Annotated in this window: 12 protein-coding genes; 3 read left to right on the forward strand and 9 right to left on the reverse strand. The window is 59.4% G+C overall.

From position 1 onward, the window contains the following. Positions 1–33 precede the first annotated feature (33 nt). Positions 34–897: a polyamine aminopropyltransferase gene (speE, locus tag ACP39K_RS21260; protein WP_016930071.1), complete on the forward strand. Its 864-nt coding sequence runs from the start codon at positions 34–36 to the stop codon at positions 895–897. Positions 898–924: 27 nt separating this feature from the next. Further along, positions 925–1719, forward strand: coding sequence for an adenosylmethionine decarboxylase (gene speD, locus ACP39K_RS21265; protein WP_497008816.1), 795 nt, complete (start codon positions 925–927; stop codon positions 1717–1719). 32 nt (positions 1720–1751) lie between these two features. Here speD and yacL read toward each other — a convergent pair whose 3' ends face one another. The 6 genes from yacL to pdhR form a co-directional block, all read right to left on the reverse strand. Then, a complete protein-coding gene (gene yacL, locus ACP39K_RS21270) occupies positions 1752–2114 on the reverse strand; it encodes a protein YacL (protein ID WP_016930072.1) in 363 nt (120 codons plus the stop codon). 139 nt (positions 2115–2253) lie between these two features. Beyond that, a complete protein-coding gene (gene acnB, locus ACP39K_RS21275) occupies positions 2254–4851 on the reverse strand; it encodes a bifunctional aconitate hydratase 2/2-methylisocitrate dehydratase (RefSeq protein WP_004937504.1) in 2598 nt (865 codons plus the stop codon). A 513-nt stretch (positions 4852–5364) separates the two neighbouring features. Continuing rightward, positions 5365–6789 carry a dihydrolipoyl dehydrogenase gene (lpdA, locus tag ACP39K_RS21280; RefSeq protein WP_004937500.1) on the reverse strand — a complete coding sequence of 475 codons (1425 nt, stop codon included), beginning with the start codon at positions 6787–6789 and terminating at the stop codon, positions 5365–5367. Positions 6790–7022: 233 nt separating this feature from the next. Beyond that, entirely contained in the window at positions 7023–8906 is a 1884-nt protein-coding gene (gene aceF, locus ACP39K_RS21285; RefSeq protein WP_004937497.1) for a pyruvate dehydrogenase complex dihydrolipoyllysine-residue acetyltransferase, read from the reverse strand. Positions 8907–8919: 13 nt separating this feature from the next. Beyond that, positions 8920–11583 (reverse strand): pyruvate dehydrogenase (acetyl-transferring), homodimeric type, encoded by a 2664-nt coding sequence (gene aceE / locus ACP39K_RS21290; protein ID WP_004937495.1) that lies wholly within the window; start codon positions 11581–11583, stop codon positions 8920–8922. Between the two features lie 165 nt (positions 11584–11748). Continuing rightward, entirely contained in the window at positions 11749–12513 is a 765-nt protein-coding gene (gene pdhR / locus ACP39K_RS21295) for a pyruvate dehydrogenase complex transcriptional repressor PdhR (RefSeq protein ID WP_004937490.1), read from the reverse strand. 631 nt (positions 12514–13144) lie between these two features. On the opposite strand from pdhR, the gene ACP39K_RS21300 reads away from it, so the two are divergent. Further along, entirely contained in the window at positions 13145–14521 is a 1377-nt protein-coding gene (locus ACP39K_RS21300) for an amino acid permease (RefSeq protein ID WP_004937488.1), read from the forward strand. 63 nt (positions 14522–14584) lie between these two features. Here ACP39K_RS21300 and ACP39K_RS21305 read toward each other — a convergent pair whose 3' ends face one another. Genes ACP39K_RS21305 through ACP39K_RS21315 form a run of 3 tightly spaced genes read right to left on the reverse strand, consistent with a single transcriptional unit; the run spans position 14585 to position 19157 of the window. Further along, positions 14585–15820: a c-type cytochrome gene (locus tag ACP39K_RS21305; protein ID WP_497008818.1), complete on the reverse strand. Its 1236-nt coding sequence runs from the start codon at positions 15818–15820 to the stop codon at positions 14585–14587. Next, positions 15817–16371 (reverse strand): (2Fe-2S)-binding protein, encoded by a 555-nt coding sequence (locus ACP39K_RS21310; protein WP_025304236.1) that lies wholly within the window; start codon positions 16369–16371, stop codon positions 15817–15819. Before ACP39K_RS21310 ends, ACP39K_RS21305 begins: the two co-directional genes overlap by 4 nt. Beyond that, positions 16368–19157, reverse strand: a complete 2790-nt coding sequence (locus ACP39K_RS21315; RefSeq protein WP_117287305.1) for a xanthine dehydrogenase family protein molybdopterin-binding subunit — start codon at positions 19155–19157, stop codon at positions 16368–16370. Before ACP39K_RS21315 ends, ACP39K_RS21310 begins: the two co-directional genes overlap by 4 nt. Positions 19158–19203: the final 46 nt, after the last annotated feature.

Raw genomic sequence — 19203 nt, forward strand, 5'->3', positions numbered from 1 at the left:
TTTTCATGGCTGTTATTACGGAGTTTCCCGCACATGACCCAGAAAGAAATTTGGTACGAAACGCTGCATACGGGCTTCGGCCAGTACTTCTCGGTAGAGAAGGTGCTGTACCGCGAGAAGACCGATCATCAGGATCTGGTGATCTTCGAGAACCCGGTGCTGGGGCGCGTGATGGCGCTCGACGGCGTGGTGCAAACCACCGAGCGTGACGAGTTCATCTATCACGAAATGCTGACCCACGTGCCGCTGCTGGCGCATGGCCAGGCGAAGAAAGTGCTGATCATCGGCGGCGGCGACGGCGGCATGCTGCGCGAAGTCAGCCGGCACCCAGGCGTGGAGCAGATCACCATGGTCGAGATCGACGCCGGCGTCGTCGAGTTCTGCCGCCAATACCTGCCCAACCACAGCGCCGGCGCCTATGACGATCCGCGCTTCAAGTTGGTGATCGACGACGGCGTCAACTTCGTGAATCAAACCGACGAAACGTTCGATGTGATCATCTCCGACTGCACCGATCCGATCGGCCCCGGCGAAAGCCTGTTCACCTCGGCGTTTTATGAAGGCTGCGCCCGCTGCCTGAATGAGGGCGGCATTTTCGTCGCGCAAAACGGCGTCTGCTTCCTGCAGCAGGACGAGGCGGTCAACAGCCACGCCAAACTGAGCCGCTACTTTAGCGACGTCAGCTTCTATCAGGCGGCGATCCCGACCTATTACGGCGGCATCATGACCTTTGCCTGGGCGAGCCAGAACCCGGCGCTGCGCCAGCGCGATCTGCCTACCCTGCAACAGCGCTTTAACCAAAGCGGCCTACACTGCCGTTATTACAACCCGGCAATTCACGTCGGCAGCTTTGCCCTGCCGCAATATTTGCTCAATGCCCTGAACGTAACACGTTAAGCGAGAAGATAAAGGAGGTGGCCCAAATTGCATAAGCTAAAACTGCACGGCTTCAACAACCTGACCAAGAGCCTGAGTTTTTGTATTTACGATATTTGTTACGCCAAAACCGCGGACGATCGCGATGGCTATATCGCCTACATAGACGAACAATATAACGCCAACCGGCTGACCGAGATCCTGAGCGAGACCTGCTCGATCATCGGCGCCAATATTCTGAACATCGCGCGTCAGGACTACGAGCCGCAGGGCGCCAGCGTCACCATCCTGGTCAGCGAAGAGCCGATCGATCCGAAAGACGTCGATACGTCGGAACACCCAGGCCCGCTGCCGAATACGGTCGTCGCGCACCTGGACAAAAGCCATATCTGCGTACATACCTACCCGGAAAGCCATCCGGAAGGCGGGCTATGCACCTTTCGCGCCGATATCGAGGTCTCGACCTGCGGCGTCATTTCGCCCCTCAAGGCGCTGAACTACTTAATTCACCAGCTGGAATCCGACATCGTCACCACGGACTATCGCGTGCGCGGTTTTACCCGCGACGTGAACGGCGTGAAACATTACATCGATCATGAGATCAATTCGATCCAGAACTTTATGTCGGAAGACATCAAGGCGCTGTACCACATGATGGACGTGAACGTTTACCAGGAAAATATCTTCCATACCAAGATGTTGCTGAAGGATTTCGATCTGAAGCACTACCTGTTTAACGCGGAGCCGGAGGCGTTGAGCGCCGCCGAGCGCAAGCAGATCACCGATCTGTTATGGAAAGAGATGCAGGAAATCTATTACGGCCGCAATATTCCGCATCTGTGATGGAAAGGGCGCGGCACGCCGCGCCCTGATGCTTAGTACTTCAGCATGAAAGAACGATAGGCCTTCAACACCCGCAGGAAGTCCTCAACGCCGCAGAATGAGAGGCTTTCTTCGTCGTAGTAGTTCATCCCCTCTTCCATTTCATCGCCCTCGAACTCCAGCTGATTGGCGCGGATCATCACTTCTTCACCGTCCATCAGCAGCGTATATTCATGGCCTTCCAGCTGCCATTGACGCTCGCTGCCTTTGACCTCGGCCGCACCGGCTTCAATCCGGTCCAGCAGGTTGAAATCGCCTTTGACTTCTTCATTGATCCAGTGGCCAATCGCTTCATGCCCCATCGAAAATCTGACGATCACCTGACCGGTGACGTCACGCAGAAATTCGTAATCCATAGCATGCCCTCCTGAGCCCTTTTTCTTAGTGTAAACATAAATGGCTGACTAACTCAGTGAGCGCTCGCAAAGTTGGCAACTGAGCAAAATAAAACGGGAGGCCAAGGCCTCCCGTTAAACAGTTGCGCAATATAGCGGCTTACACGGCGGTTTGGAAGATCACGCCGTCGGCTTTTTCGGTGTACTGGCCCAGCTGGTCAAAGTTCAGGTAGCGGTAGGTATCCGCCGCCGTCTTGTCGACCTGCGCCATATAGGTCTGGTACTCGTCCGGCGTCGGCAGGCGGCCCAGCAGGGACGCTACCGCGGCCAGTTCGGCAGACGCCAGATAGACGTTGGCGCCGGTGCCAAGACGGTTCGGGAAGTTACGGGTTGAGGTGGAAACCACCGTCGCGCCGTCCGCCACGCGCGCCTGGTTGCCCATGCACAGCGAGCAGCCCGGGATCTCGATACGCGCGCCGCTCTTGCCGAAGACGCTGTAATAGCCTTCTTCGGTCAGCTGAGCCGCATCCATCTTGGTTGGCGGCGCCACCCACAGACGGGTCGGCAGCTGGCCCTTGTGCTGATCCAGCAGTTTGCCGGCCGCACGGAAGTGGCCGATGTTGGTCATGCAAGAACCGATGAATACCTCATCGATTTTGCTGTTGGCCACGTCGGACAGCAGGCGCGCGTCGTCAGGATCGTTCGGCGCGCACAGGATCGGCTCTTTGATCTCGTTCAGATCGATGTCGATCACCGCCGCGTATTCCGCATCCGCATCGCCTTCCAGCAGTTGCGGATCCGCCAGCCATTTTTCCATGCCCTGAATACGGCGCTCCAGCGTACGGCGATCGCCGTAGCCTTCGGAGATCATCCACTTCAGCAGCACGATGTTGGAGTTCAGGTACTCTTCGATCGGCGCCTTGTCCAGTTTGATGGTACAACCGGCGGCGGAACGTTCGGCGGACGCATCGGTCAGCTCAAACGCCTGCTCGACCTTCAGGTCCGGCAGGCCTTCGATCTCCAGAATGCGGCCGGAGAAGATGTTTTTCTTGCCCTTCTTCTCGACGGTCAGCAGCCCTTGCTGGATCGCGTAGTAAGGGATGGCGTGCACCAGATCGCGCAGGGTGATGCCCGGCTGCATTTTGCCTTTGAAGCGCACCAGCACCGACTCAGGCATATCCAGCGGCATCACGCCGGTCGCGGCGGCAAACGCCACCAGGCCGGAACCGGCCGGGAAGGAGATGCCGATCGGGAAGCGGGTGTGGGAATCGCCGCCGGTGCCGACGGTGTCAGGCAGCAGCATGCGGTTCAGCCAAGAGTGGATCACGCCGTCGCCCGGACGCAGCGATACGCCACCGCGGTTCATGATGAAGTCAGGCAGCGTGTGGTGCGTGGTCACGTCGACCGGTTTCGGGTACGCGGCGGTGTGGCAGAACGACTGCATGACCAGATCGGCGGAGAAGCCGAGGCAGGCCAGGTCTTTCAGCTCATCACGGGTCATCGGGCCGGTGGTGTCCTGAGAGCCGACGGAGGTCATCTTCGGTTCGCAGTATTCGCCTGGGCGAATGCCGGCGACGCCGCAGGCGCGGCCAACCATTTTCTGCGCCAGCGAGAAGCCTTTGCTGCTGGCGGCTACCGGTTTGGCGATGCGGAACACGTCGCTGTGCGGCAGACCCAGCGCTTCGCGCGCCTTGGTGGTCAGGCCGCGGCCGATGATCAGCGGGATACGGCCGCCGGCGCGCACTTCATCCAGCAGCACGTCGGTTTTCAGCTCGAAGTTGGCGATCAGCGCGCCGGTTTCGTGGTTACGCACTTCACCTTTGTACGGGTAAACGTCGATCACGTCGCCCATGTTCAGCTCGGACACGTCCACTTCGATCGGCAAGGCGCCGGCATCTTCCATGGTGTTGAAGAAGATAGGCGCAATTTTGCCGCCCAGCACCACGCCGCCGCCGCGTTTGTTCGGCACGTGCGGGATGTCGTCGCCCATGAACCACAGCACCGAGTTGGTGGCGGATTTACGGGAGGAACCGGTGCCGACCACGTCGCCGACGTAGGCCAGCGGGAAGCCTTTCTTGTTCAGCAGCTCGATCTGTTTGATCGGGCCAACGCTGCCCGGCTGATCCGGCACGATGCCTTCACGTTCGTTTTTCAGCATCGCCAGCGCGTGCAGCGGGATGTCCGGGCGCGACCAGGCGTCCGGCGCCGGAGAAAGGTCGTCGGTGTTGGTTTCGCCGGTGACTTTGAACACGGTGACGGTGATCTTTTCCGCCAGCTCAGGGCGCGACAGATACCATTCGGCATCGGCCCAAGACTGCATGATCTGCTTGGCGTGCGGGTTGCCGGCCTTGGCCTTCTCTTCCACGTCGTAGAAGTTGTCGAACATCAGCAGCGTGTGGGACAGCGCTTTGGCGGCGATCGGCGCCAGCTTCTCGTTGTCCAGCGCTTCGATCAGCGGATGAATGTTATAGCCGCCCTGCATGGTGCCTAACAATTCAATGGCTTTCTCGGGGGTAACCAGGGGGGATGTCGCTTCACCTTTGGCGATGGCCGCCAGGAAACCTGCTTTGACGTAGGCGGCTTCGTCGACGCCCGGTGGAACACGGTTAATCAGCAGGTCTAACAGGAATTCTTCTTCGCCTTTTGGCGGATTCTTCAGTAGTTCGACCAGCGCGGCCATTTGGGTGGCGTCTAGCGGCTTAGGGGCGATGCCCTCAGCAGCACGCTCGGCTACGTGCTTACGGTATTCTTCTAGCACGACGTTCTCCTCGCTCTCATTGTCATTTATTGTGCCTGGCGTATATGCAAACCGGGTTTATACCCTTTGGGTTTCACTCTGTGGCTAGGCGATCGGCCCGTAAAGGCCCCGAAACGGTGATTGGGGCAAACAAGCGCGGTCAAACAGCGTTACAGCATGAAAGACTGATGGGTAGAGCGCACGGCGATATTGATGCCATCTATCCTGACGGGGCACTGCTGTCGATGTCCTGGACTGTAAGGTACAGTGCCCGGTTCCGCTCAGCCAGCATATCAGGATTTGAAACGGTTGTTAATTCGTTCACATAAAAGCAACATTAAATCTTTGCTGAATCGTTGAGCGCAGCGTAATCGGCTGCCGGACAAACAGGGCATTATATCCACATAATTAAAACGGATATAAGCATGAGGATCGGAATTTGGCGCAGCGGCCACAAAAAACCGTTTTGTGCATCTGGGCAAAAAAAACGGCCCCTTCTCAGGAGCCGCTTGTTAACCGGTCAAGCCAGCAGAATTACTTCTTCTTGGCTTTCGGGTTAGGCAGGTCGGTGATGCTGCCTTCGTAGATTTCCGCCGCCAGGCCCACGGATTCGTGCAGGGTCGGGTGAGCGTGGATGGTCAGCGCGATGTCTTCCGCGTCGCAGCCCATCTCGATGGCCAGACCGATTTCACCCAGCAGTTCGCCGCCGTTGGTGCCGACAATCGCGCCACCGATGATGCGGTGAGTTTCTTTGTCGAAGATCAGTTTGGTCATGCCGTCTGCACAGTCGGAAGCGATCGCACGGCCGGAAGCCGCCCACGGGAAGGTGGAGGTTTCGTAGCTGATGCCTTTCTCTTTCGCTTCTTTCTCGGTCAGACCCACCCACGCCACTTCCGGCTCGGTGTAAGCGATGGATGGGATCACTTTCGGATCGAAGTAGTGCTTCATGCCGGCGATAACTTCTGCGGCAACGTGGCCTTCGTGCACGCCTTTGTGCGCCAGCATCGGCTGCCCGACGATGTCGCCGATGGCGAAGATGTGCGGCACGTTGGTGCGCAGCTGTTTGTCGACGTTGATGAAGCCACGCTCGTCAACTTCCACACCGGCTTTGCCGGCATCCAGCAGTTTGCCGTTCGGCACGCGGCCGATCGCCACCAGCACCGCGTCGTAACGCTGTGGTTCTGCCGGCGCTTTTTTACCTTCCATCGTGACGTAGATGCCGTCTTCTTTGGCTTCTACCGCGGTCACTTTGGTTTCCAGCATCAGGTTGAACTGCTTGCTGATACGTTTGGTGAAGACTTTCACCACGTCTTTATCTGCCGCCGGGATAACCTGATCGAACATTTCAACGACGTCGATCTGTGAACCCAGCGCATGGTATACGGTGCCCATTTCCAGGCCGATGATGCCGCCGCCCATAACCAGCAGACGCTCTGGGACGGTTTTCAGCTCCAGCGCATCGGTGGAATCCCACACGCGTGGATCTTCATGAGGAATGAATGGCAGTTGGATCGGACGAGAGCCTGCAGCGATGATGGCGTTGTCGAAGTTGATGGTGGTTGGGCCGTTTTCGCCTTCCACAACCAGGGTGTTAGCGCCGGTGAACTTGCCCAGGCCGTTGACCACTTTCACTTTACGGCCTTTCGCCATGCCAGCCAGACCGCCGGTCAGCTGAGTGATGACTTTTTCTTTCCAGACGCGCACTTTGTCGATGTCGGTTTTCGGCTCACCGAAAACGATGCCGTGTTCGGCCAGCGCTTTGGCTTCTTCGATCACTTTGGCAACGTGCAGCAGTGCTTTGGAAGGGATACATCCCACGTTCAGGCAAACCCCGCCCAGAGTGGAATAACGTTCAACCAGAACGGTTTCAAGACCTAAGTCAGCGCAACGAAAGGCTGCAGAGTAACCTGCCGGGCCCGCCCCAAGTACCACGACCTGAGTTTTAATTTCAGTACTCATCATGACCTCTTAATTGATTGTCCGGCGGGTCAGACGTCATTTTTATTGCTAATCGATCTCATAACGCCCTTCATCCACCGGGACGCTTACACCGCGAGCAGTTTACAGAATTGTTAATAATCTGCAAAGCGTGTTCGAGTGACCCGTGTCTCAACAATTTTGTCGAGTTATGCAAAATCCGACAAAACTGCTACAGAATCGTCAGGGGCGCAGCATGCTGCGCCCCTTTTGCATTACATCACCAGACGGCGAATGTCGGACAACATGTTGTTGATGATGGTGATGAAGCGCGCACCATCGGCACCGTCGATAACGCGGTGGTCGAAGGACAGCGACATCGGCATCATCAGGCGCGGCATGAACTCTTTACCGTTCCAGACCGGCTCCATCGCAGACTTGGAGACGCCCAGGATAGCCACTTCCGGCGCGTTGACGATCGGCGCGAAGTGAGTCGTCCCGATGCCGCCCAGGCTGGAGATGGTGAAGCAGCCGCCCTGCATCTCGCCCGCGGTCAGCTTGCCGTCGCGCGCTTTCTTGGAGATGGTCATCAGCTCGCGAGACAACTCGGTGATGCTCTTCTTGTTCACGTCCTTGAACACCGGAACCACCAGGCCGTTCGGGGTATCTACCGCCACGCCGATGTTGATGTATTTCTTCAGCGTCAGCTTCTGGCCATCTTCGGACAGCGAGCTGTTGAAGCGCGGCATCTGCTCCAGAGCGGCAGCGACGGCTTTCATGATGAACACGACAGGCGTGAACTTCACGTCCAGCTTGCGCTTGGCCGCTTCTTCGTTCTGCTGCTTGCGGAACGCTTCCAGATCGGTGATGTCGGTTTTGTCGAAGTGAGTCACGTGCGGGATCATCACCCAGTTGCGGCTCAGGTTCGCGCCAGAGATCTTCTGGATGCGGCCCATCTCGACTTCTTCGATCTCGCCGAACTTGCTGAAGTCCACTTTCGGCCATGGCAGCATGCCCGGCAGACCGCCGCCGGCAGCAGCCGGAGCCGCTTCAGCGCGTTTCACCGCGTCTTTCACGTAAGCCTGAACGTCTTCGCGCAGGATGCGGCCTTTACGACCGGTGCCTTTCACTTTCGCCAGGTTAACGCCGAATTCGCGCGCCAGACGACGAATGACCGGGGTCGCGTGCACGTAGGCCGCGTTCTCGGCGAACTCGCCTTTGTCTTCAGCTTTCGCAGCCGGCGCGGCGGCTTTAGCGGCGGCCGGCGCCGGCGCAGCGTCCGCTTTAGCGGCTGGAGCGGCGGCAGCGGCAGGCGCAGCGCCTTCCACTTCGAACACCATGATCAGGGAGCCGGTTTTCACTTTATCGCCGGTCGCGATCTTGATCTCTTTCACGGTGCCCGCGAACGGCGCTGGCACTTCCATGGAGGCCTTGTCGCCTTCCACGGTGATCAGAGACTGCTCGGCGGCAACCTTGTCGCCCACCTTGACCATCACCTCGGTCACTTCGACTTCGTCACCGCCGATGTCCGGCACGGCGACGTCTTTGGCCGCAGAGGCCGCAGGCGCTGCAGCGGCAGCCGGTGCTTCAGCCGCAGCCGGGGCCGCAGCGGAAGCGGCGCCAGCCACTTCGAACACCATGATCAGGGAACCGGTTTTCACTTTGTCGCCGGTCGCGATCTTGATCTCTTTCACGGTGCCCGCGAACGGCGCAGGGACTTCCATGGAAGCCTTGTCGCCTTCCACAGTGATCAGGGACTGCTCGGCTTCCACCTTATCGCCCACTTTCACCAGGATCTCGGTCACTTCGACTTCGTCGGCGCCGATGTCCGGCACGGCAACGTCTTTGGCCGCAGCGGCAGCCGGAGCAGCTGCTGCTGCCGCCGGTTTTTCTTCCGCTTTCGCCGCCGGTGCAGCTTCCGCTGCGCCTGCCGCTTCGAAGATCATGATCAGTTTGCCGGTTTCGGTTTTATCGCCGACCGCCACTTTGATCTCTTTCACCACGCCCGCCTGCGGGGAGGGCACTTCCATGGAGGCCTTGTCGCCTTCCACGGTGATCAGCGATTGTTCCGCTTCAACTTTATCGCCGACCTTCACCAGAATCTCGGTGATTTCGACTTCATCTGCACCGATGTCCGGTACGTTGATTTCGATAGACATTATTCAGTACCTCTTAGGCCAGACGCGGGTTAACTTTTTCCGGGTTGATGTCGAATTTCTTGATTGCATCAGCAACCACAGAAGCTTCGATCTCACCGCGTTTAGCCAGTTCACCCAGAGCAGCAACCACCACGTAAGATGCATCGACTTCGAAGTGGTGACGCAGGTTTTCGCGGCTGTCCGAACGACCGAAGCCGTCGGTGCCCAGTACGCGATAATCGCTGGCCGGCACATAAGTACGAACCTGTTCGGCGAACAGTTTCATGTAGTCGGTAGACGCTACCGCAGGCGCGTCGCTCATCACCTGAGCGATGTAAGGCACGCGTGGCGTTTCGGTTGGGTGCAGCATGTTCCAGCGCTCGCAATCCTGGCCGTCGCGCGCCAGTTCAGTGAACGAGGTCACGCTGTAGGTGTCGGAACCCACGCCGTAGTCCTTCGCCAGGATCTGCGCAGCTTCGCGCACGTGGCGCAGGATGGCGCCGGAGCCCAACAGCTGCACCTTGCCTTTGCTGCCTTCCAGCGTTTCCAGCTTGTAGATACCCTTGCGGATACCTTCTTCCGCACCCTGCGGCATCGCAGGCATGTGGTAGTTTTCGTTCAGCGTGGTCAGGTAGTAGTACACGTTTTCCGGGTTGTCGCCATACATGCGCACCAGACCGTCGTGCATGATCACCGCCACTTCGTACGCGTAAGCCGGATCGTAAGAGATGCAGTTAGGGATGGTCAGAGACTGAATGTGGCTGTGGCCATCTTCGTGCTGCAGACCTTCGCCGTTCAGGGTAGTACGGCCCGAGGTCCCGCCGATCAGGAAGCCGCGCGCCTGTTGGTCGCCCGCTGCCCAGCACAGGTCGCCGATGCGTTGGAAACCGAACATCGAGTAGTAGATGTAGAACGGAATCATCGGCAGATCGTTGGTGCTGTAGGAGGTCGCTGCGGCCAGCCAGGAAGAGGCTGCGCCCAGTTCGTTGATGCCTTCCTGCAGGATTTGGCCTTTCTCGTCTTCTTTGTAGTAAGCAACCTGCTCACGGTCCTGCGGGGTGTACTGCTGGCCGTTCGGGCTGTAGATACCGATCTGACGGAACAGACCTTCCATACCGAAGGTACGCGCTTCGTCGGCGATGATTGGCACCAGGCGATCTTTGATCGACTTGTTCTTCAGCATCACGTTCAGGGCACGCACGAAGGCGATAGTGGTGGAGATCTCTTTGTTCTGCTCTTCCAGCAGCGAGCTGAAATCTTCCAGCGCCGGCATTTCCAGCTTCTGGGTGAACTCCGGCAGACGGGTAGGCACGTAGCCTTTCAGCGCCTGGCGACGTTCGTGCAGGTATTTGTACTCTTCGGAATCTTTCTCGAAGGTAATGTACGGCAGTTTTTCGATGTCAGCATCGGCAACCGGCACATTGAAACGATCGCGGAAGTGGTGAACCCCTTCCATGTTCATTTTCTTCACCTGGTGAGCGATGTTTTTACCTTCCGCGGTTTCACCCATGCCGTAACCTTTGATGGTGTGGGCCAGGATAACGGTCGGTTTGCCTTTGGTGTCCTGCGCTTTTTTCAGTGCAGCGAAGATTTTCTTCGGATCGTGACCACCACGGTTCAGCGCCCAGATTTCGTCGTCGGTCATGTCTTTGACCAGCGCCGCGGTTTCCGGGTAACGGCCGAAGAAGTGCTCGCGCACGTAAGCGCCGTCTTTGGATTTGAAGGTCTGGTAGTCGCCGTCCAGGGTCTCGTTCATCAGTTGAACCAGTTTACCGCTGGTGTCTTTGCGCAGCAGCTCATCCCAACGGCCGCCCCAGATCACTTTCAGCACCTGCCAGCCTGCGCCGGAGAAGATGCCTTCCAGTTCGTTGATGATCTTGCCGTTACCGGTGACCGGGCCGTCCAGGCGCTGCAGGTTGCAGTTGATGACGAACACCAGGTTGTCCAGCTTCTCGCGAGTCGCGATGGTGATGGCGCCTTTGGATTCCGGCTCATCCATCTCACCGTCGCCCAGGAAGGCGTAAACGGTCTGCTCAGAGGTGTCTTTCAGGCCGCGGTGTTCCAGGTATTTCAGGAACTTCGCCTGATAGATGGCGCTGATTGGGCCCAGGCCCATGGATACGGTCGGGAACTGCCAGAATTCCGGCATCAGCTTAGGATGCGGGTAAGAGGACAGACCGTTGCCGTGCACTTCCTGACGGAAGTTGTTCATCTGTTCTTCGGTCAGGCGGCCTTCAAGGAAGGCGCGCGCGTAAACGCCCGGAGAGATGTGGCCCTGGAAGTACACCAGGTCGCCGCCGTCTTTCTCGTTGCGTGCGCGGAAGAAGTGGTTAAAGCAGACTTCATAGAAGGTCGCGGAAGACTGGAAGGAAGCCATGTGGCCGCCCAGCTCCAGGTCTTTTTTGGATGCGCGCAGAACGGTCATGATCGCGTTCCAACGGATCGCAGAGCGAATGCGGCGTTCCAGATCCAGGTTGCCTGGGTAGGCCGGTTCGTCTTCTACCGCGATGGTGTTGACGTAGTTGTGCGCTGCAGCACCGGCCGCAACGTTAACGCCGCCTTTGCGGGCTTCTCCCAATACCTGATCAATCAGAAACTGAGCTCGCTCAACACCCTCTTCACGGATGACCGATTCGATCGCCTGCAGCCAGTCGCGGGTTTCGATCGGATCCACGTCATTGTTTAAACGTTCTGACATGGTGGTATTCCTTATCTGTCTAATGGTTTGTTTGGAGCCTGTCTTCCTGTGCTCTGTGAAAAAACACACGAAGACAGGCCCATCAGTTTAGTTGCCGCTTAAGTACTTAACTAAGTACCTCGAACTTAACCCCCGCAGGCTGGTGTACCCTGAAGAGGACAGCTCTTAATCCTTGCGTTGCTGGAGACGCCGTAGCGATCTCTCGCGCCGAGTATGCTCCCGGCTGAGATCCAGCAAGATTTCCTCGATAAACGCCAAGTGGCGATGCGAGGCTTCACGGGCCTTTTCCGGCTCGCGTGCCACAATCGCCTCAAAAATTCCGGCGCGGTGGCTGCTCACTTTTGCCAACATCTCACGGCGCGAGTAGAGCAATTCAAAGTTCTGACGCACGTTCTGTTCCAGCATCGGCCCCATGCAGCGTAGCAGGTGAAGTAACACAACGTTGTGAGCGGCTTCGGTCACGGCGATTTGATACTGCATGACCGCATCGGCTTCGGCGTCGAGATCGCCGCTGTCTTGAGCCTGTTGAATCACGATGTGGCAATCGCGGATGCGCGCCAGATCTTCATCGGTGCCGCGCAGCGCCGCGTAATAGGCGGCAATGCCTTCCAGCGCGTGACGGGTTTCCAGCAGATCGAACTGTGATTCGGGATGGTCGGCCAGCAGCTCGGCCAGCGGATCGCTGAAGCTCTGCCACAGATTAGTTTGCACGAAGGTGCCGCCGCCCTGACGGCGCAGGAGCAGCCCTTTCGCTTCAAGGCGCTGAATGGCCTCTCTCAGAGAAGGACGGGAGACATCAAATTGTTTCGCCAGCTCGCGCTCCGGAGGCAATTTTTCGCCTGGGCGCAGTGTCCCCTCGAGGATCAGGTATTCGAGCTGTTGCTCGATAACATCTGACAACTTGGGTTGGCGGATTTTGCTGTAGGCCATGAGTGAATTCTTCTCTGCGAATGGCGCGGAGTCAATTGGTAATACCAATTTCAAAAACGTGACGGTAAAGTAACAAAGTATTCACCTCCTGTCCATACGGGCCTTGATCGAAATCAGGTTACCCGCACATTTTAACACCCCGCTGAAAACCCCGCTGCAAACCGGTAACGCCGTGATGGTATTACCATTTACGCGGCGGGTTGGGGATTTAACTTTTACCAAACCTTACGCAAGGCAGAGTGCAAACTTTTTGCCCGAGTTTTATTGCATGGTTATGACGCTTTAATGAATGGCTATTTGGCGAGCGGCGCAACGGCGGTTCGTTCATTATTTGAACGCGCCCCACCGTTCAGATCTACGTTATTTTTGCGCATTATGTGATTTGTTGCTTATTTCATGCACTGAATCCCCCCCGCCGTCACACAACCCGCATTTTGTTTCCTAAACTGCTGCAATCTTAATCACTCACACGACAAAGCAGGTGCAAACCGACGCGCATAACATTATTCTCTGCCAAACGGTAGCGGCGCCGTGGAATTAATAGCTATAACGCCGTAAATAAAACAAAACACACATCGTAACCACTGCTTTACAGGCAGGTGGGCATTCACAACGACAGAGGGTTAGATTGATGGATGGTCAACAGCATGGTGACCAGCTGAAGCGCGGCCTGAAAAACCGCCATATTCAGCTCATCGCCTTAGGTGGCGCAATCGGCACCGGGTTATTTCTCGGTATCGCTCAAACAATAAAAATGGCCGGCCCGTCAGTGCTTCTCGGCTACGCCATCGGCGGCTTCATCGCGTTTCTGATCATGCGCCAGCTGGGGGAAATGGTGGTGGAAGAGCCGGTCGCCGGCTCCTTCAGCCACTTCGCCTACAAATACTGGGGCAACTTCGCCGGCTTCGCCTCCGGCTGGAACTACTGGGTGCTGTATGTCCTGGTGGCGATGGCGGAGCTGACCGCGGTCGGCATCTACGTGCAGTACTGGTGGCCGGAGATCCCCACCTGGGTTTCCGCCGCGGTGTTCTTCCTGGCGATCAACGCCATCAACCTGGCCAACGTCAAAGTTTACGGCGAGATGGAGTTCTGGTTCGCCATCATCAAAGTGGTGGCGATTATCGGCATGATCGTGTTCGGCGCCTACCTGCTGTTCAGCGGCATGGGCGGCCCGGAAGCCACCGTCACCAACCTGTGGGCGCAGGGCGGGTTCTTCCCGAACGGCGTCATGGGCCTGGTGATGGCGATGGCGGTGATCATGTTCTCCTTCGGCGGCCTCGAGCTGGTCGGCATCACCGCCGCCGAAGCCGACAACCCGCAAAAAAGCATTCCGAAAGCCACCAATCAGGTGATCTACCGCATCCTGATCTTCTATATCGGTTCACTGGCCATTCTGCTGTCGCTGTACCCGTGGGGCAAAGTGGTCGAAGGCGGCAGCCCGTTCGTGCTGATCTTCCACGCGCTGAACAGCAACCTGGTGGCGACCGTGCTGAACATCGTGGTGCTCACCGCCGCACTGTCGGTGTACAACAGCTGCGTCTACTGCAACAGCCGCATGCTGTACGGCCTGGCGCAGCAGGGCAACGGCCCGAAAAGCCTGCTGAAGGTCGACGGCCGCGGCGTGCCGGTGGTGGCCATCGGCATTTCCGCCCTCGCCACCGCGCTGTGCGTGCTGATTAACTACCTGATCCCGGGCCGCGCCTTCGAACTGCTGATGGCCTTGGTGGTGTCGGCGCTGGTGATCAACTGGGCGATGATCAGCCTGGCGCACCTGAAATTCCGCGCCGCCAAAAACCGCGAAGGCGTGGTGCCGAAGTTCAAAGCGTTCTGGTATCCGTTCAGCAACTACCTGTGCCTGCTGTTCATGGCCGGCATCCTGGTGATCATGTACCTGACGCCGGGCATTCAAATCTCGGTGCTGCTGATCCCGGTGTGGGTAGCGATCCTGGCCGTCGGTTACGCCATCAAACAGCGCAGCCAGCGCGTCGACGGCGTCACCAGCCGTTGAACCCCTTGACCGCGCAATAAAATGGCCCGCAGATGCGGGCCATTTTTTTCGCCTGAACGCCGCTTACTTGCGCAGCGCTTTCACCTGCTCGGCGGTGACGTCCGCCGGCAAGCCTCCCCAGGTCACCCGCAGGTAATTCACCAGTTCCGCCACTTCAGCATCGTTCAGACGCTCACCGAAGCCCGGCATGCTCTGCATGCTTTCACCGTTCGGGAACTGCTGGGCCGGCAGGCCATCCAGCACCGACACGATCAGGTTCTTGCCGTCCGCCTGGCGCAGCGTGGCGTTATCGCGCATCGCCGGTGCGACGTGCGGTTTGCCCTCGCCTTCGCGCGCATGGCAACCGGCGCACTGATCCAGATAGGTCATGCGCCCGGCATCGCTGCCCTGGCCCATTTTCACCGGCACCGCCGCCGGCGGCTGCTCGCCCATCAGATACAGCGCCAGCGCCTGATGATCTTCCGGCGTCAAATGACGGGTGCTGAGATCCACCACCATGTGCATCTCGCTGAAGGCGGAACCCTGCGGTGCGAGGCCGGTGCTGAGGAAGCGGCTGACGTCCTGCGGCGTCCAGCCGCGCTGCGCCAGACCGTGCGGCGTAATGTCCGGCGCCATGAAGCGGCCGAGATCGCCGCCCTGCATCGGTTTGCCGAGATCCATCTGCCCCAGCGCGCCGCGCGGCGTGTGGCATTCGCCACAGTGCCCCAGCACGTCGGCCAGATAGCGGCCGCGCTGCCATTGCGGCGAACTGCCCTGTGAACTGGCCGGCAGCGGATCCTGGCTGCGGAACAGCAGGTTCCAGCCGATCAGCGCCATGCGCTGGTTGAACGGGAACGGCATCTCGTTGGCCGGAATGGCCACGTCCACCGCCGGGCGCGTCATCAGGTAAGCGTAGATGTCGTCGGCGTCCTGACGCGACATGCCCTTATACGAAGTATAAGGCATCGCCGGGTACAGGTGCCGCCCGCCCGGCGCCACGCCCTGCGTCAACGCCAGGAAGAAGTCGTCCTTGCTCCAGCGCCCGATGCCGTGGTCGGCCGACGGCGTCAGGTTACTGCCGTAAATCGTGCCGAACGGCGTGTCCAGCGGATAGCCGCCGGCCAACGGCGCCCCACCGCTGGCGGTATGACAGGCGGCGCAGTCGGCGGCCTGCGCCAGATAGCGGCCGCGGGCGATCTGTTCGGCGCTGGCGGTTACCTGCTGCACCGGACCGTCGTAACGGCGGTTTTCCCGCCACCACAGCAGCGCAATCACCACGATCGCCACCAGCACAATCAACACTGCGAGACGTTTTTTCATTGCGCCGTCTCCTTCAGCAGGCCCGGCGTTTTCAGCACCACGTCGCGCACCGCTTCGTAGTAGCGCACGTAGCCGGTGCAGCGGCAGATGTGGCTGTCCAGCGCCTGCTCAATGGCGTTTTCCAGCTGTTCGCGGGCGATCGGCTCACGCTTGAGCTTTTCCACGAAAATGGTGGCGGCGTTGACGAAACCCGGCGTGCAGTAGCCGCACTGGAAGCTGTAGTGCTCCAGAAACGCCTGCTGGATCGGCGACAGCTCAACCACCTCGCCCTGTTCGTCCACCTTGGCATGGCCTTCGACGGTACGCACTTTCTTGCCGTTGAAGAAATGCGCGCCGGTGATGCAGGTGCGCACCTCTTCGCTGGTGCCGCTCGGATGATCGACGATCGCCACGCAGGCGTGGCAAATGCCCTGCCCGCAGCCGAGGCGCGAACCGGTCAAATCGAGATACTCGTGCAGGAAATCGATCATCATCAAGCCTTCCGGCACCTCGATCGGGCCGTACTGTTTCTCGTTGATGGTCAGGGAAATCGGCTGGGTTTTAATGCTCATTGTAATACCTCACGAATATTTTCTGCACGAACGGGCAAATCACGGAAACGGTGGCCGGTGGCGTCGGCGATGGCGTTGACCAGCGCGGCCACGATCGGGATCATCACCACCTCCGCCATGCCTTTCGGCGGATCGGTTTCCGACAGCGCCGGCAGGATGTCGCCGCTCTGTTTCCACACCGCCACATCACTGGCGCGCGGCAGGTGGTAACGGTTGAAGTTCCAGGTACCGTTGCCCGGGCCGTCTTCGTACAGCGGTAAATATTCGTGCAGCGCATGGCCGATGCCCATCGCCAGCCCGCCCTGCAGCTGGCCGGAAACCAGTTCCGGCACGATCAGGTTGCCGCACTCCATGATCGAGTGATGATTCAGCAACTCCACCTGGCCGGTGGCGATATCCACCGCCACTTCCGCCAGCGTGCCGACGGCGCTGTAGTAGGTCACCGCCGCATTGTTGCGCTGGGTCGGCGGGTAGTAGACCTGCCCGCGCGCCAGCGGTTTGAATTCGCCGCCGGCGTTGCGCAGCGCCATGCCGTCGATCGGCAGGCGTTCGCTTTTGCCGTTCAACGTGAAATCGGCCTCCGCCCACTGCCAGCGGTTGAACACGTGCACCGCCGCGCCGGTGACGCCGCCCATCTGATAAGCCGTCTTGGCCAGCAGCTCGAGGCTCAGCACCGACATGCCCGCCGCCGTCAGGCCGCCTTCGACCCAACGCGCATCTTCGCGCCGCACCACCAGCGGCGCCGCCTGGCCGCCGCCGATACCGGCCTGCCACAGCGCCATCGCCGCCGGCCACAGGCCGTGATCGAAGATCAGGCGCGCCGCTTCGCGGGTGCTGTGCGAGAAGTAATAGGCCGAATTGCTGGCGCTCGACGGCGAACAGTAGCTCGGCGTCCAGTTGGGGTTGGTTTGCAGCTTGTCCTGCTCTTCTTGCGACATCAGGTAAGGATCGCCGCTGGTGACCATCGGCAATACCGACCAGTCGGTGACCGAGAAGTGCGCTTCGTCGGCCGGTTTGCCCAGCCACTGCGCGCACAATACCGACTGCGAGGTCGACATGCCGGTGCCCATCTCCGCGCCGCTGTGATGCAGGGTGATGCGGCCGTCTTCGCTCAGCTCCACCCGGGCGAACGAGGTTTCCGCCCCGGTGCCGAAGTCTTTCTGCACGCAGCCGAAGCCGACGCCATAGCGCTTGCCGGGATGGCGGCTCTCAAACTCGGCCTTGCGTTCGGCGCGCTTGAGCCACATCTCATGCTTCGCCGCCTTCTCCAGCACTTCATCGGCGCGGATCGCACCGGCCGGGATCGCCCCTTGGGTGTTTTTCATGCCGGATTTCAGCACGTTGCGCAGGCGGAACTCGATCGGGTCGATCTTCAGCTCGGCGGCCAGCTCATCCACCATCATCTCGGTGGCGGCCATGCTCTGCAGCGTGCCGTAACCGCGCGCCGAACCGGCGTCGATGGCGCGTGAGGCCAGCCCGACCGACGACAGATCGCTTTTCGGGAAGTAGTAAATCGACTGGGCGGCGGTTGCGCCGACCATCACCACCGAAGGGGTAAAGTTGCTGCGGCCGCCGCCGTCCGCGGTCATGTCACCGAGGAACGACTGCATGACGCCGGTCTGCTTATTCACCGCGATGCGGTAGTTCATGTCGAACGCGTGGCGCTTCAACGCCGTCTGGAACTGTTCGAAGCGATCATTGGCCAGGCGCACCGGGTGGCCGTCGCCATACATCGCCGCCACCGCGCCGTAATAGGGGAAGTTGTAGTGGTCTTTCGAGCCGTAGCCCACGGTGTAGCACGGGTGCAGGATCAGCTGTTTCACCGGCGGATTGCGCTTGGCCAGCATGCGCGGCATCTCGTCGGCCACTTCCTGCGGCGACTGAGTCGGCACCACCAGATGCAGGGTTTGCGTCTGCGCGTCGAACCAGCCGTTGGCGTTGTCCGGCTCCAGCGCCGAGGTGTCGATCGACTGCGTGGTGTAGCGGCGCGACATTACCAGCCAGTCGGCCGGCGGGTTCGCCATCTCGTCGGCGATCATCCCCGCATAGCGCATGCCTTCCTGATCCAGCTTGCCGCCCTCACGCCCTTCCGGCCACACCGGCAGGTGTTTTTTCATCGACACCGGGAAGATCGGCGTGTCCTTCAGGCTGGAGAAGCGGTCGTCGTCGAACGGCTGTTCTCCCCCCACCCGCACATAGCGGAAGCTGCCCCAGGGATCGCGCTCCAGCGGGCCGGTGACCGCGCCGTATTTGATGGTTTCTTCGCGGAATTTCAGCCTGTCCTTGGCGAAGCGGAAACGGGCGAAGTCGTGATAGATCAGGATCGCCACCGCCTGGCCGAGGTAGGCCGGGGTTTTGCCGCTCGGCAGCAGCATGTCGTCACCGTAGAACGCCGGGAAGGCCAGGCCGTCGCGCGCCAGGTCTTCCGCCGTCACCAGGCGATCGGGCTGCAGATCGTCCCCCAGCAGCGACAGATCGACGCCTTCGAACAGCCGGTCGGCTTTGGTCACGCGCAGAATGAAGGCGTGCGCCTGTTTCTGCGGCCAGTGCGGCATGTCCACCGCGCGGATATCGCGCGCGAACACCTTCTGCCCCATGACCTTGGCGCGGCCATCGATACGGAAACGGACGCGCTTGGCCTGCGGATCCCAGTTGGGCGACTGGAGGATTTTTTGCTCGAACAGCGCGGCGTAGGCGCGGCTGTACAGGGGGGCGAGGTACACGGAGACCCCCGCAATCACGGCACTTTTGATAAAGCGGCGCCGCGACGGGTTGAAATTGCTCATAAATAAGTCCTTCACGTCTTTCTTGTAATTGGTTTTTGTTCGCGGT

The sequence above is a fragment of the Serratia sp. EC4 genome (assembly GCF_059652115.1).

Bases quoted from the DNA above. Each gene is read 5' to 3' on its own strand.
- aceE (WP_004937495.1), bottom strand. From the start codon at position 11,583: ATGTCAGAACGTTTAAACAATGACGTGGATCCGATCGAAACCCGCGAC.
- lpdA (WP_004937500.1), bottom strand. From the start codon at position 6,789: ATGAGTACTGAAATTAAAACTCAGGTCGTGGTACTTGGGGCGGGCCCG.
- ACP39K_RS21310 (WP_025304236.1), bottom strand. From the start codon at position 16,371: ATGAGCATTAAAACCCAGCCGATTTCCCTGACCATCAACGAGAAACAG.
- ACP39K_RS21315 (WP_117287305.1), bottom strand. From the start codon at position 19,157: ATGAGCAATTTCAACCCGTCGCGGCGCCGCTTTATCAAAAGTGCCGTG.
- yacL (WP_016930072.1), bottom strand. From the start codon at position 2,114: ATGGATTACGAATTTCTGCGTGACGTCACCGGTCAGGTGATCGTCAGA.
- aceF (WP_004937497.1), bottom strand. From the start codon at position 8,906: ATGTCTATCGAAATCAACGTACCGGACATCGGTGCAGATGAAGTCGAA.
- speE (WP_016930071.1), top strand. From the start codon at position 34: ATGACCCAGAAAGAAATTTGGTACGAAACGCTGCATACGGGCTTCGGC.
- pdhR (WP_004937490.1), bottom strand. From the start codon at position 12,513: ATGGCCTACAGCAAAATCCGCCAACCCAAGTTGTCAGATGTTATCGAG.
- ACP39K_RS21305 (WP_497008818.1), bottom strand. From the start codon at position 15,820: ATGAAAAAACGTCTCGCAGTGTTGATTGTGCTGGTGGCGATCGTGGTG.
- ACP39K_RS21300 (WP_004937488.1), top strand. From the start codon at position 13,145: ATGGATGGTCAACAGCATGGTGACCAGCTGAAGCGCGGCCTGAAAAAC.